The sequence below is a fragment of the Agrobacterium rubi TR3 = NBRC 13261 genome (assembly GCF_000739935.1).
GTDB lineage: Bacteria > Pseudomonadota > Alphaproteobacteria > Rhizobiales > Rhizobiaceae > Agrobacterium > Agrobacterium rubi.
Map to the genome: position 1 here is coordinate 81,075 of NZ_BBJU01000020.1, position 12,456 is coordinate 93,530.

General features: G+C 57.2%; 15 protein-coding genes. 7 read left to right on the forward strand and 8 right to left on the reverse strand.

What is annotated here, in order from left to right; genetic code table 11:
• Window positions 1-63: 63 nt before the first annotated feature.
• The 6 genes from RRU01S_RS16295 to coxB all read right to left on the reverse strand — a co-directional run bounded on the left by RRU01S_RS16295 (window position 64) and on the right by coxB (window position 5,488).
• A complete protein-coding gene (locus RRU01S_RS16295; protein ID WP_045231341.1) occupies window positions 64-939 on the reverse strand; it encodes a cytochrome c oxidase subunit 3 in 876 nt (291 codons plus the stop codon).
• Window positions 940-1,044: 105 nt separating this feature from the next.
• Window positions 1,045-1,647 carry a cytochrome c oxidase assembly protein gene (locus RRU01S_RS16300; protein ID WP_045231342.1) on the reverse strand — a complete coding sequence of 201 codons (603 nt, stop codon included), beginning with the start codon at window positions 1,645-1,647 and terminating at the stop codon, window positions 1,045-1,047.
• A gap of 28 nt (window positions 1,648-1,675) precedes the next feature.
• Window positions 1,676-1,807, reverse strand: a complete 132-nt coding sequence (locus tag RRU01S_RS26705; protein ID WP_045231343.1) for a cytochrome c oxidase system small membrane protein — start codon at window positions 1,805-1,807, stop codon at window positions 1,676-1,678.
• On the reverse strand, window positions 1,807-2,760 hold the full coding sequence (locus tag RRU01S_RS16310) for a heme o synthase (protein WP_045231400.1): 954 nt from the start codon (window positions 2,758-2,760) through the stop codon (window positions 1,807-1,809). The genes RRU01S_RS26705 and RRU01S_RS16310 overlap by 1 nt, the downstream gene beginning before the upstream one ends.
• A gap of 119 nt (window positions 2,761-2,879) precedes the next feature.
• Window positions 2,880-4,574, reverse strand: coding sequence for a cytochrome c oxidase subunit I (ctaD, locus tag RRU01S_RS16315; protein ID WP_045231401.1), 1,695 nt, complete (start codon window positions 4,572-4,574; stop codon window positions 2,880-2,882).
• A 17-nt stretch (window positions 4,575-4,591) separates the two neighbouring features.
• On the reverse strand, window positions 4,592-5,488 hold the full coding sequence (gene coxB / locus RRU01S_RS16320; RefSeq protein ID WP_045231344.1) for a cytochrome c oxidase subunit II: 897 nt from the start codon (window positions 5,486-5,488) through the stop codon (window positions 4,592-4,594).
• Between the two features lie 328 nt (window positions 5,489-5,816).
• Here coxB and RRU01S_RS16325 point away from each other — a divergent pair, with 328 nt between their 5' ends.
• The 5 genes from RRU01S_RS16325 (at window position 5,817) to RRU01S_RS16345 (ending at window position 9,527) form a co-directional block, all read left to right on the forward strand.
• Window positions 5,817-6,338 (forward strand): invasion associated locus B family protein, encoded by a 522-nt coding sequence (locus RRU01S_RS16325; RefSeq protein WP_045231345.1) that lies wholly within the window; start codon window positions 5,817-5,819, stop codon window positions 6,336-6,338.
• Window positions 6,339-6,439: 101 nt separating this feature from the next.
• Complete coding sequence (tldD, locus tag RRU01S_RS16330; protein ID WP_045231346.1) at window positions 6,440-7,855, forward strand: metalloprotease TldD; 1,416 nt, start codon at window positions 6,440-6,442, stop codon at window positions 7,853-7,855.
• A gap of 12 nt (window positions 7,856-7,867) precedes the next feature.
• Window positions 7,868-8,371, forward strand: a complete 504-nt coding sequence (locus RRU01S_RS16335; protein ID WP_045231347.1) for a GrpB family protein — start codon at window positions 7,868-7,870, stop codon at window positions 8,369-8,371.
• A gap of 48 nt (window positions 8,372-8,419) precedes the next feature.
• Window positions 8,420-8,857, forward strand: coding sequence for a bleomycin resistance protein (locus RRU01S_RS16340; RefSeq protein ID WP_045231348.1), 438 nt, complete (start codon window positions 8,420-8,422; stop codon window positions 8,855-8,857).
• Between the two features lie 4 nt (window positions 8,858-8,861).
• Window positions 8,862-9,527: an HAD family hydrolase gene (locus RRU01S_RS16345; protein WP_045231349.1), complete on the forward strand. Its 666-nt coding sequence runs from the start codon at window positions 8,862-8,864 to the stop codon at window positions 9,525-9,527.
• Between the two features lie 3 nt (window positions 9,528-9,530).
• Here RRU01S_RS16345 and RRU01S_RS16350 read toward each other — a convergent pair whose 3' ends face one another.
• On the reverse strand, window positions 9,531-9,842 hold the full coding sequence (locus tag RRU01S_RS16350) for a pyrophosphohydrolase domain-containing protein (protein WP_045231350.1): 312 nt from the start codon (window positions 9,840-9,842) through the stop codon (window positions 9,531-9,533).
• 95 nt (window positions 9,843-9,937) lie between these two features.
• Window positions 9,938-10,558 (reverse strand): pyridoxamine 5'-phosphate oxidase, encoded by a 621-nt coding sequence (pdxH, locus tag RRU01S_RS16355; RefSeq protein WP_045231351.1) that lies wholly within the window; start codon window positions 10,556-10,558, stop codon window positions 9,938-9,940.
• Window positions 10,559-10,705: 147 nt separating this feature from the next.
• Between pdxH and RRU01S_RS16360 the strand changes: the two genes are divergently transcribed.
• Window positions 10,706-11,065 carry an RT0821/Lpp0805 family surface protein gene (locus RRU01S_RS16360; protein WP_234791201.1) on the forward strand — a complete coding sequence of 120 codons (360 nt, stop codon included), beginning with the start codon at window positions 10,706-10,708 and terminating at the stop codon, window positions 11,063-11,065.
• A gap of 219 nt (window positions 11,066-11,284) precedes the next feature.
• The gene (locus RRU01S_RS16365) at window positions 11,285-12,382 is read left to right on the forward strand and encodes a DnaJ domain-containing protein (RefSeq protein ID WP_045231352.1); all 1,098 of its coding nucleotides are present in this window, start codon (window positions 11,285-11,287) and stop codon (window positions 12,380-12,382) included.
• The last annotated feature ends 74 nt before the right edge of the window (window positions 12,383-12,456 follow it).

Here is a 12,456-nt window from a genome sequence, read left to right on the forward strand (position 1 = left end):
GTTCAGTCCGCAGAAAAACGAAGGGCGGCACGCGCCGCCCTTTGCTTCATCGATGAATTGGTCTCAACCCGCCAAAGGCGCGCCCCAGCCGCCCCAAACGTAGATGGCGAAGAACAGGAATAGCCAGACCACGTCCACGAAGTGCCAGTACCATGCGGCGGCCTCGAAGGCGAAGTGACGCTCGGGCGAGAAGTCGCCCTTCATGGCACGCAGCAGGCAGATGAGAAGGAATACGGTGCCCACAAAAACGTGGAAACCATGGAAGCCCGTCGCCATGAAGAAGGTGGCACCGTAGATCGAATTCTTGAAGTCGAACGGTGCGTGCATGTATTCGTAGACCTGCACGAAGGAGAAGAATGCGCCAAGCGCCACAGTCAGCGCCAGCCCGTTGATCAGACCCTTGCGATCATTGTGCAGCAGCGCATGGTGCGCCCAGGTGACGCAGGTGCCCGACAGCAACAGGATGACCGTGTTGTAGAGCGGCAGATGCCAGGGATCGAGAACCTCGATGCCCTTGGGCGGCCATTGCCCGCCGGTAAAGGCCAAACGCGACGCCTGAATGGCCTCGTGCGGATAGAGGCTGGCATCGAAATAGGCCCAGAACCACGCCACGAAGAACATGACTTCGGACGCGATGAACATGATCATGCCGTAACGCAGATGCAGCGAGACGACGGGCGTGTGATGCCCCTCATGTCCTTCCTTTACCGTATCGGCCCACCAGGCGTACATGACGTAAAGCACCATTGCCACGCCGATATAGAACAGCCACGGATTGGCAAGCTCCATTCCAAACAGCTTGAAGGAACCGCCATTCAGATAGCGAATGAAACAGACGCCGCCAAAGGCGAGAAAGAACGCGCCGACCGAAGCCAGAAGCGGCCATGGGCTGGGGTCTATGATGTGGTAGTCGTGTTTCTTCTGATGTGTATCTGCCATGTGAACGATCCCCGCAGGCTCTTCCCTAGTCATTCAATTCGGTGACGCTCGTGGAAAGCACCACCCATGCAGCGCGACTGAAGAGATCAGCCGCACCTCCCTCTCTCAAAGTTTCGTCTCGTCACGTTCCGTCTTTACCGGCAAGGACGCAACCGGTTTTTCCGTCTTGGCCGGATAAAATGTATAGGACAGCGTCAAGGTATGAATGCCCTTGGTTTCCCGGGCCTTGACGATCTCGGGATCGATGAAGAACACCACCGGCATTTCCAGCGTTTCACCCGGCTGCAAGGTCGTTTCGGTAAAACAGAAACATTGCACCTTGTTGAAATAGGCACCGGCTTCCATCGGTGTGACGTTGAAGACGGCGCTGCCCGTGGTGGCGACGGGCGAACGATTGGTGGCCCTGAACATGACCTGCACGGTCTCGCCGATCCTCGGCTCCACGGACCTGTCAACCGGGCGGAAATCCCAGTTCAAACCATTGGAGGTATTGGAATCGAACGTCACCTTCATCTTTTTATCTAAGATGACATCGGAATATTGCTCGACCCGCTGGGTGGTGCCGTTATAGCCGGTGACCTGACAGAACAGGCGATATAGCGGCACAGACGCATAGGCCATGCCGACCATGCCACAGACAAAAACCACACACAGAACGAGGATCGAGCCGTTGCTCGTTTTCTTCGCGGTCGTCCCTGTCGCTGCCATGTCGCCTCCCCCTCGTACCGCCCGGCGGTCAGAAACCGCCGATTTTTATGATGGTGATGATGTAAAAAAGAACGACCAGTGCGGCCAGCACGACGCCGAGTGCGATGTTGCGGCCCCGTCGCGAGCGCTTCTGTGCATCGTTCAGCTTGATGGTTTCCATTAGGCCGCTCCCCCGATCAACGTCAGAAACGACGGCGCGAGATGATCGGCCAGAAGGCCGGAAAAAATCGCAAACAGATAGAATACCGAATAGGCAAACATCTTCTTTGCCTGCAACATCCGCTCATCGCCATCCGGCATGCGCCGGACCGAAATGGAACAGTAGATGAAGATGCCGCTCAATACAGCAGCGAACATGCCATAACCCAGACCGGCAAGTCCGGTGAAATAGGGCGCAACGGCGACAACAGCTGTCAGCACCGCATAGGCGATCATCTGGTTCTTGGTGGACCGTTCACCGGCGACATTCGGCATCATCGGAATGCCGACGGAGCCGTAATCGCGCATCTTGAACAGTGCCAGAGCCCAGAAGTGAGCAGGCGTCCACAGGAAGATGATGAGGAACAGAATGGTGCTGTCGAGCGACACGCCACCGGTCACACAGGCCCAGCCGAGCATCGGCGGAAACGCTCCAGCGGCTCCACCAATGACGATGTTCTGCGGCGTCGAGCGCTTCAGCCACATGGTGTAGACCACGGCGTAGAAGAAAATCGTAAACGCCAGCAGGCCCGCCGCGAACCAGTTGACGGCAAGACCGAGGATGGCGACCGAAAAGACCGAGAGCATCAGGCCGAAAGCGAGCGCTTCGCCCGGCGCGATACGGCCAGACGGGATCGGGCGGTTGGCGGTGCGGGTCATGACCGCATCGATGTCGGCGTCATACCACATGTTCAGTGCGCCGGACGCGCCAGCGCCCACTGCGATGCACAGGATGGCGATCACGGCCAGCACGGGGTTGATGCTACCGGGTGCCAGAACGAGGCCTGCGAAACCGGTGAACACCACCAGCGACATGACGCGGGGCTTCAACAGTTCGAAATAATCGCGTGCACTCGCTTCGGAAAGCGTGAGGCCATCCATGTCCAGCGTGTCGCGATTGTCGATAACGGTCATATTTCCTGCTTTCATAGGAAACGCCGCGCATATGTGCGGCGCTCCTCATATGTCTTTTGTCTGAGCGTGAAACCGACATTTATCATGTCCAGTCAACGGACGCGCTCGGACAAAATGCCTCAGCGGATACGGGGAAGCTGTTCCCACTGGTGATAGGGCGGCGGCGAAGATAGCTGCCACTCCAGCGTCGTTGCACCTTCACCCCACGGATTGTCGCCCGCCACACGCTTCTTGGCGAAGGCTTCCCACACACCGGCAAGGAAAATCAGGACGGCAACAGCCGAGATATAGGAGCCGTAAGACGACACCGCATTCCAGCCCGCATAGGCATCCGGATAGTCGATGTAACGACGCGGCATGCCGGCCAGACCTAAGAAGTGCTGCGGGAAGAAGATGAGGTTCACGCCGACGAACATGACCCAGAAGTGCAGATTGCCGATCTTCTGGCTGTACATGTAACCGGTGATCTTCGGGAACCAGTAGTACCAGCCCGCAAAGATCGCAAAGACGGCACCCAGCGACAGCACGTAATGGAAGTGTGCGACCACGTAATAGGTGTCATGCAGCGAACGGTCGAGACCGGCATTGGCCAGCTGGACGCCGGTTACACCACCCACCGTGAACAGGAAGATGAAGCCGATGGCCCAGATCATCGGTGTCGAGAAGGTCAGAGACCCGCCCCACATAGTGGCAATCCAGGAGAATATCTTGATCCCCGTGGGCACCGCAATGACCATGGTTGCGAAGACGAAGTAGCGCTGCGCCTCCAGCGACAGGCCGACCGTGTACATGTGGTGCGCCCACACAATGAAGCCGACAGCACCAATGGCGACCATGGCGTAGGCCATGCCGAGATAACCGAAGATCGGCTTCTTGGAGAAGGTCGACACAATGTGGCTGATGATGCCGAAACCGGGCAGGATGAGAATGTAGACTTCCGGGTGACCGAAGAACCAGAACAGGTGCTGATACAGGATCGGATCACCGCCGCCTTCCGGCGAAAAGAATGCCGTGCCGAAGTTGCGGTCCGTCAGGAGCATGGTGATGCCACCGGCCAGAACCGGCAGCGACAGAAGCAGAAGGAATGCGGTGACCAGAACCGACCAGGCAAACAGCGGCATCTTGTGCAGGGTCATGCCCGGCGCACGCATGTTCAAGATGGTGGTGATGAAGTTGATGGCACCGAGAATGGACGACACACCGGCAATGTGGAGCGCGAAAATCGCCAGATCCACCGCAGGCCCCGGCATACCACTTGTGGAGAGCGGCGGATACATGGTCCAGCCACCACCGACGCCATAGGCACCAGCAGGTCCTTCAACGAACAGCGACAAAAGCAGAAGAATGAAGGCCGGAACGATCAGCCAGAAGGAGATGTTGTTGAGACGGGGAAACGCCATATCCGGCGCGCCGATCATGATCGGTACCATCCAGTTGGCGAAGCCGCCGATCATGGCGGGCATGACCATGAAGAAGATCATGATCAGCGCGTGTGCTGTAGTGAACACATTATACATGTGCTTGCCGCCATCGATGGCCGCGTCGCCTTCGAAACCATAGACCATGGCTGCGAGACCATGGAAAATCTGAATGCCCGGCTCTTGCAACTCCATACGCATGACGACCGATAGGCCGCCACCGATGATGCCTGCGATGATCGCAAAGATCAGATAAAGCGTGCCGATGTCTTTGTGGTTGGTGGAAAAGAGCCAGCGCTGCGCGAAAGTCGGCGTATGCGCATGGTGCGCGTGGTCGTCATGATGAACGTCATGGGCGTGAGAGTGATGATCGTCGTGTGCGGATGGTCCAGCCATTGTCCTCACTCCTTACCTTACTTGGTTTCGTTTTCGGCAACTCGAACGGCGCTTGGCGCACCATCCACCGAAGCCATGAGCGCCCGGTTCGCACCGCTCAGATCTGAGGCGGCAGCGGCATGCCAGGTGTTGTACTGCTCTTGCGAAACCACGCGTATGGCGATTGGCATAAAGGCGTGATCCTTGCCGCAAAGCTCGGAACACTGGCCGTAATAAAGGCCTTCTTTTTCAGGCTTGAACCATGTTTCGTTCAAACGGCCCGGCACGGCATCGATCTTGACGCCGAATGCGGGCATGGCGAAGGCGTGAATGACGTCTGTCGGCGCAGAGGTGACCAGCAGACGCACGGTCTTGTTAACGGGAACGACCATCTCGTTGTCGACGGCCAGAAGACGAGGATAACGGGCGATATCGTCCTTGCCAGCAGCCGCACGGTCGACATCCTTCAGAAGATAGCTGTCGAACGCCAGCGGCTCGGCACCATCGGCTGCGGTATATTCATAATTCCACTGCCATTGGGTGGCGGTTGCCTTCAGCGTCAGGTCCGGGTTTTCCGGTTGCGTCAGCTGCGCGTTGAGCAGGTTGAACGACGGAAAGGCCAGGAACATCAGGATGAGAACCGGCGCCAGCGTCCAGACGATCTCGATTGCCGTATTGTGGCTGGTCTTGGATGCGACCGGGTTTTTCGACGCGCGGAACTTGACCGCCACGACGATCAACAATGCGAGCACGAACAGCGTGACCGGAACGATAAACCAAAGCGTATATTGTTCGAACCAGCGAATTTCATGCATGATGGGCGTTGCCGCCTCCTGCAACCCCATCTGCCACTCTTTCGGCTGATCGGCGCTAACGCCGCCAGCCGTGAGCAGACAGATACTGCCCACCAAGCCTGCGTAAATCCTATTCGTCACGGTACCTCTCCCTCACGCGTTTGATCATGATCACTCTCAAACGCAGAATCCATGCATATAGAGTAGACTTCAAATCATAGTTTGCCTTTCGCCGCAATATCGCCTTGGTTTGCAAGCGGTGCATTTTTGCCTCTCTCCTGCCTCATCTGAACTGGTACACCGATCAAAGCCTTGGCCAGCATGAAGGCGCTCACACCGGAAACTCTGTGGGGATCGCACGGCAAAGTCCTATTTTGGCCGCACTCCCTTGGAATTGAGGACGGCGGCTCTTTCCTTTCCGCTTCGGGAAGTCAAAATAGCCGCACTGATTCGAATTCCTGAGGTATCCATGCGTCTGTCTCCGATTGCGCGCGCTTTTTTTATCGCCGCCGGTCTTTCCCTTATCGTTCCGGCTGCGGGTTTTGCCCAGCAACAGCCGCCGGGAACGCCGAAATCGACGCATGGTGCGTGGTCCGTCATTTGTGACAAGCCTGCAGGCGCCTCGGAAGAGCAATGCGCCCTGATGCAGAACGTGATTGCCGACGACCGCCCCGAGGTTGGCCTTTCCGTCGTGATCCTGAAAACAGCGGATCGCAAATCCCGTATCCTGCGCATTCTGGCTCCTCTCGGCGTTTTGCTGAAGGACGGGATGGAGCTTTATATCGACAACAACAATATCGGCCGTGCCTATTTCACACGCTGCTTCTCGGAAGGGTGCTATGTGGAAGTGGATATCGACGACGAATTGCTGAAGGTTCTGCGCGCCGGCAAGAATGCGGTTTTTGCGCTGCGTGAATCCGTCGATCAGGACCGCGTCGGTATTCCCATCGAGCTTCGCGGCTTTGCCGAAGGCTATGACACGCTTCCTTGATCAATCTTGCGCGCCGGGGCTCTAGCCCTTAAATGCGCTAGAGCATGGGATGCTCTTTACGGTCATCCGATGTTCAGGAACAGCCAGGACCGGAGCCCGCGATGACCCAAGACCTCTTGACCCTTTTCGATTGCGATGAAGGGCAGCTGCGCGCCAAGGTCGCCGATGCGCTATCGGGTGCAGATGATGGCGAGTTGTTCGTTGAACACGCGCAGGCGGAATCTCTGACCTTCGACAATGGTCGCCTCAAGGGCGGCAGCTTCAACACAGACCAAGGCTTTGGGCTTCGCGCAGTGGCCGGCGAAACAGTGGGTTATGCCCATGCGGGCGAGCTTTCGCTCGCAGCCCTTGGACGCGCATCCGATGCCGTGGGTGCGGTGACGAAAGGCTACGCCGGCTCTTATGCCGCGGCTCCCCAGCGCACCAACAAAAAACTCTATGGCGATGAGAACCCGATCGGCGCACCGAGTTTCGAGGAGAAGGTCAAGCTTCTGACCGAGATCGATGCCTATCTGCGCGACAAGGACCCGAAGGTGCGACAGGTCACCGCAAGCGTTGCCGCAAGCTGGCAGGTGGTTGATATTCTGCGTGCCGATGGGCATCGTGTCAGCGATATCAGGCCGATGACACGGATCAATATTTCGGTGATTGCTGGCGACGGCGACCGTCAGGAAAGCGGATCCTACGGCATTGGCGGGCGCGTCGGTTTCGGCGATTTCATCGCAACTGAAAACTGGCAGCGCGGTGCAGATGAGGCATTGCGGCAGGCGCTGGTCAACCTTACAGCCATCGATGCCCCCGCTGGCACCATGGATGTGGTGCTGGGTGCCGGTTGGCCGGGCGTGATGCTGCATGAAGCCGTCGGCCACGGCCTGGAAGGCGACTTCAATCGCAAGAAAACCTCTGCCTTTGCAGGCCTGTTGGGTGAGATGGTGGCAGCCCCCGGCGTGACCGTGGTGGATGACGGGACCATCGACAACCGCCGAGGCTCCTTGACAATTGACGACGAAGGCACGCCGTCCGCCCACAATGTGCTGATCGAAGACGGCAGGCTGGTCGGTTATATGCAGGACCGGCAGAATGCGCGACTGATGGGCATGAAGGCAACCGGCAACGGTCGGCGTCAAGGCTACTCGCATGTGCCAATGCCGCGCATGACCAACACCTATATGCTGGGCGGCGACAAGACGCCGGATGAGATTATCGCATCGGTCAAAAAGGGCATCTACGCAGTGTCCTTCGGCGGCGGTCAGGTGGACATCACTTCGGGCAAATTCGTCTTCGGCTGTACAGAAGCCTATCTCATCGAGAACGGAAAGATCGGTGCGCCGGTCAAGGGTGCCATGCTGATCGGCAACGGTCCCGATGCCATGAAGCGCGTTTCGATGATCGGCAATGATATGAAGCTCGACACCGGCGTCGGCAATTGCGGCAAAGCAGGCCAATGGGTGCCCGTCGGCGTCGGCCAACCGCATCTTCGCATGGATCAGATCACCGTGGGCGGAACGAAGGCTTAAAGGAAAGTCAAAATGGGAACGGTTGTGGAGATTGTTCCCTATGACCCGTTATGGCCGCAGATTTATTGCGAGGTTGAGAAAAGCCTCAGCGCATTGTTAAAAGATGCGATCGGAAGTATAGATCACGTCGGCAGCACCTCCGTTCCGGGTCTGGCTGCCAAACCTTATATCGACGTCGATGTGGTGTTAAGCGACATGGCTTATCTGCACGAGTGCCGAATACTGATGGAAGACGCTGGTTACGAACCCAGGGGCAGCCGATATGGCGATGGTATCTGGGCGTTTATGATGCGCGAGCCATTACCGGGGCGACGCGTTTACCTCTGCCCGACTGATAGCGGAACTCACTTCAAACGCATGCGTTTCCGAGACATTCTTCGCGATAATGCCTATGTTGCGGGAGAGTACAGTGAACTCAAACAGAAGTTGGCGCAAATATACCGGGAAGATGGCGATGGCTATACCCGCGCGAAAGCTGACTTCATCGAAAACGTTTTGAAAAATAATTGCCTATGAGACTTGTGACATTCAGATCACGCTCCACTTCAGCAATCCAAGGAAACCATGACTTTTACAGCAAATGCTCTCGTTCCCGAACTTGCCGTCAGCGACTGGCCGAAAAGCCGCTCTTTTTATTGCGATCTCATCGGTTTTCATGTGGTTTACGAGCGGCCGGAAGAAGGGTTTACATATCTTGCCTTGGGCGATGCGCAACTGATGATAGATCAGCTGGGTGCCGGGCGCACATTCGAGGACGGCAAGGTGCCGATCAATTATCCCTTCGGACGCGGCATGAACCTACAGATCGTCGTGCCGTCGCTGGAAGCCATTCTGGAGCGCATCGAGCGGGCCGGTATCGAGCTTTATCTGCCACTTGAGGAAAAATGGTATCGGCGCGGCGAGACAGAGGTCGGCAACCGGCAATTCATCGTCTCTGACCCTGACGGTTATCTCATTCGCCCGTTCGAGAGCTTGGGCGAGCGTCCTTTCCGGTTCGGTTGAGAGCATGGAAAAACTGTTGCGCAGGCCCAACGCCGTCATCTTCGATATGGATGGCGTTCTGATCGAAAGCGAAAAGCACTATCGCGACTCGTTTCTGGCCGCTTCGGATGAGGGCGGGCATGGTATGGCGGTCGAGGTTTATCACCGGGTCTGTGGCAGCCCATGGGACATCATCACCCAAACCATTCGCACAGAATATGGCGATGATTTTCCGATGGACGACTTCCGCGATGCATGGCTTCGGCATCTGGCGGTCCAAATGGCGGATGGCGTAGCGTTGAAACCCGGCGTGCTCGAAATCCTCGATCTGCTGGATGAGCTCGAAATGCCTCGGGCCATCGCCACTTCATCCGGCCACGAATCCGTCAACCGGCACCTCAATCCCTTCGGTTTGACGAAACGGTTCGACCATATTCTGGCGCGCGGCGATTATGGCGAACCCAAGCCTTCTCCCCTGCCCTACCTCACCGCCGCCAAACATCTGGGCTTTGCGCCCGAAGATTGCCTGTCGATAGAGGATTCCTACCATGGCGTACAATCCGCCTGGAGTGCGGGCACACAAACCGTAATGGTTCCTGATGTCGCACCTGCTACAGACGCGGTGCGTGAAAAATGCGTGGCGATCTGCGACAGTCTTTTCGATGTCGCGGCTCTTTTGAAATCCGCCTAAATCTCATCGCTCAGCATGTGGGTCAAACAGCCATTTGCGCTTGATGGACGCTTCAAGGTCGAGCCTGTTACTGTGGGCAAGAAGCAGCACGTGACCTAAAAGATCGGCAGTTTCATCGGCAAGGTCCTGACGCATCTCGTTCTGAGTCTTGCCTTTGCTGCGTCCACGACCGCTGAGCCTGTTCCAGGCCTGCGTGACCTCCCCCACTTCCTCCTGAAGCTTGAGAAGATACCAGTCCGGGTCTCGCTCGATGCCATAGGCTTTTGCGTAAGTCTGCGAGGCTTGTTCGAATTTCAGCATGAGTTCGGAGAGCATGTGTTCATCCTTTGTTCACTCCGAACATAAACACGATTACACGGTCGTGTCGAGATGAAACATGCGGCAATCTCAGAGACACCGCATGTAGCCGCTCACGGATACATCCGCACCTTCGACCATTCACCTTCCGGCGTGTCGCGGCGGAACTCGACGCGGTCGTGCAGGCGGAACTTGCCGTCCTGCCAGAATTCGATGGTCAGAGGCTGGATGCGGAAACCGGACCAGTGCGGCGGGCGCGGAATGTCGCCAATCGCGTATTTTGCCGTGTAGGTGGCGACCGCCTTTTCAAGCGCAAACCGGCTTTCCAGTGGACGCGATTGCTTGGACGCCCATGCCCCGATGCGGCTGCCGCGCGGGCGAGTCGCGTAATACTCGTCCGCCTCCGCGTCGCTGACAACTTCGACGGCGCCACGGATACGGACCTGCCTGCGCAAGCTTTTCCAGTGGAAGCACATGGCACCTTTTTGCTGGCCAAGCAGCTCTATGCCCTTGCGACTTTCGAAATTTGTGTAGAAAACAAAGCCGCGTTCATCGGCATGTTTCAGCAAAACCATACGCACGCTGGGCATGCCATCTTCGTCCACCGAGGCAAGTGCCACGGCGTTTGGATCATTGATTTCCGAGGCCGTTGCATCTCGCAGCCAATCAGCGAAAAGTGCAAAAGGTTCATTTTCCTCAGTAAAGTCACTGGATGTTAACCGACTTTCCGACATATTGAATAAAATGCTCCTGAGCTGATTTTCACACCAGAGATGGATTCTGGCCTTAAGATGGTGATCGTCATAGCAAAGTCGAACAGTCGAACAAAGCGCTTCTTGGCGCCAGTCGTGGAAGTTTCCGCAACTGCGTGCATGCTTGCCATGTTGACCAGTTGCGTCAGCCTCGATCTGTTTGGCGGAGAGAAGGTCGATAAATCCCTGTCCACCGCATCCGTTCCCAATCAGCAGACCACGCAGACAGTGTCGGATGACGCCACGATCCGCAATGCCGTGACCTCTGCCGATCTCGCCAAGGTCTCCGATTCGCCCCTGCCCTGGGCCAATGCCGCAACCGGCAGTGCCGGGGTGGTCACCGCCATTCGCGAAGACAGAAGCACCGGCTTCGTATGCCGCAATTTCGATACCACCCGCCATTCCTTCGAAGGCGTTGCCAGCTATAGCGGGCAAGCCTGCCTGTCGGAAACCGGCGACTGGTTGATGACCCGCTTCAGCCAGAAATAAAGCGTTTACCTTGTCTGCCTGAATCAGCAGCACGGCATGTCATGCTGCTCACCCGTAAAGGTCTGATTAGCAACTTCTTGCGACAGTGAAACCCAATTTCAAAAGAAACGATGCAACGCAAAACCCTGCGTGCACGTTCAAGGCGGGTGTAATTCGTGTTGCAGGCTTTTCATGACGAAAAAACACCGCCTCAACAGACCAGCATGACGGGTGGTTCGGATGCGTGATCCCTACTCTATTCTCGGTGTTCAAAAGGATGCCGGATCGGATGAGATAAAGGCGGCCTGGCGGTCGCAGGCGAAAGCCGTTCACCCGGATCAGAACCGCAACGACCCAGACGCCACTGCACGCTTTGCCGAAATCGGACAGGCCTATGATTTGTTGAAAGACCCGCAAAAGCGCGGTCTTTACGATCAGGCACGCCGTGTTGCCGAAACCAAAAAGCGCGACCAGACCATCATGCAGCAGCGTGCAGCCGCCAGAGAGGCCGCGCAGCGGGCGAAAGCCGCCGAAAAGCTGATGGAAGAGCTTGCAAAGGCCCAGGCCCGTAACGCCGAGGCGCAAACCCAACCCACAGAAGAGACCGCAAAGCCGGAAACGGCCGAGGACATGCTGGAGCGAATTTTCGGCGCCGATGCCAAGGCAAAAGCTGCATCCGCTGGCTCAGCGCCGGGAACGGAAGCCCCTCAGAACTCCGCCGACGACAACACTAAGACGCAAAAGGAAAAGGACGATGCGCGCGCCGAGCAGGCGACCAGCTTCTTTGCAGCCCTGTTGCGCCGTTTTCGCGGCACCGCTCCGGCCGCGGAAAAGGCGCCCGATATCACCGCCGAAGCCATCATTACCGTCACCGATCTGATCGAGCAGAAGTGGCTGACCATCAACATGCCGGAAGACCGAGAAGTCCGCTTCCCGCTTGAACCCGGCATGACCGATGGCTACGTGGTGCGGCTGAAAGGTCAGGGCCTGAAACTGCCCGACACCAACCGTGGCGATCTCGTCGTCACGCTTCTCGCGTCGCGCGAAGGTCCCTACACGATCCAGAATTTCGATATCCATACGACATTGCAGGTTTCTCTTGCTGATGCCGTCCTAGGCTACGAAGCCACCGTCCAGTCGCCCCACGGCGAGTTGAAGGTCGATGTACCGCCATGGTCGGGGTCTGACCGCTCCATTCGGGTCGAAGGCAAGGGGCTGCGGGACGCGTCCGGTGGCTACGGCGATTTCGTCGTCGAGGTCCGCATCGTGCTTCTGGACACGCCCGACGCCAAGGTCATGGACCTCATGCGCCACATGCGCGAAGGCCTTTACCTCTAGACCAAACGCATCGTGATTTCTCGGATTTCATGTGGATAGGCACTGCCAGAGGCACTGTTTGTCCGCCAAGCACC

Excerpts from the sequence above, each read along its gene's own strand:
- RRU01S_RS16345 (WP_045231349.1), top strand. The coding sequence starts at position 8,862 with ATGGAAAAACTGTTGCGCAGGCCCAACGCCGTCATCTTCGATATGGAT.
- RRU01S_RS26705 (WP_045231343.1), bottom strand. The coding sequence starts at position 1,807 with ATGGAAACCATCAAGCTGAACGATGCACAGAAGCGCTCGCGACGGGGC.
- RRU01S_RS16365 (WP_045231352.1), top strand. The coding sequence starts at position 11,285 with ATGCGTGATCCCTACTCTATTCTCGGTGTTCAAAAGGATGCCGGATCG.
- RRU01S_RS16340 (WP_045231348.1), top strand. The coding sequence starts at position 8,420 with ATGACTTTTACAGCAAATGCTCTCGTTCCCGAACTTGCCGTCAGCGAC.
- RRU01S_RS16300 (WP_045231342.1), bottom strand. The coding sequence starts at position 1,647 with ATGGCAGCGACAGGGACGACCGCGAAGAAAACGAGCAACGGCTCGATC.
- RRU01S_RS16325 (WP_045231345.1), top strand. The coding sequence starts at position 5,817 with ATGCGTCTGTCTCCGATTGCGCGCGCTTTTTTTATCGCCGCCGGTCTT.
- RRU01S_RS16295 (WP_045231341.1), bottom strand. The coding sequence starts at position 939 with ATGGCAGATACACATCAGAAGAAACACGACTACCACATCATAGACCCC.
- RRU01S_RS16310 (WP_045231400.1), bottom strand. The coding sequence starts at position 2,760 with ATGACCGTTATCGACAATCGCGACACGCTGGACATGGATGGCCTCACG.
- RRU01S_RS16335 (WP_045231347.1), top strand. The coding sequence starts at position 7,868 with ATGGGAACGGTTGTGGAGATTGTTCCCTATGACCCGTTATGGCCGCAG.
- tldD (WP_045231346.1), top strand. The coding sequence starts at position 6,440 with ATGACCCAAGACCTCTTGACCCTTTTCGATTGCGATGAAGGGCAGCTG.
- pdxH (WP_045231351.1), bottom strand. The coding sequence starts at position 10,558 with ATGTCGGAAAGTCGGTTAACATCCAGTGACTTTACTGAGGAAAATGAA.
- RRU01S_RS16360 (WP_234791201.1), top strand. The coding sequence starts at position 10,706 with ATGTTGACCAGTTGCGTCAGCCTCGATCTGTTTGGCGGAGAGAAGGTC.
- ctaD (WP_045231401.1), bottom strand. The coding sequence starts at position 4,574 with ATGGCTGGACCATCCGCACACGACGATCATCACTCTCACGCCCATGAC.
- RRU01S_RS16350 (WP_045231350.1), bottom strand. The coding sequence starts at position 9,842 with ATGCTCTCCGAACTCATGCTGAAATTCGAACAAGCCTCGCAGACTTAC.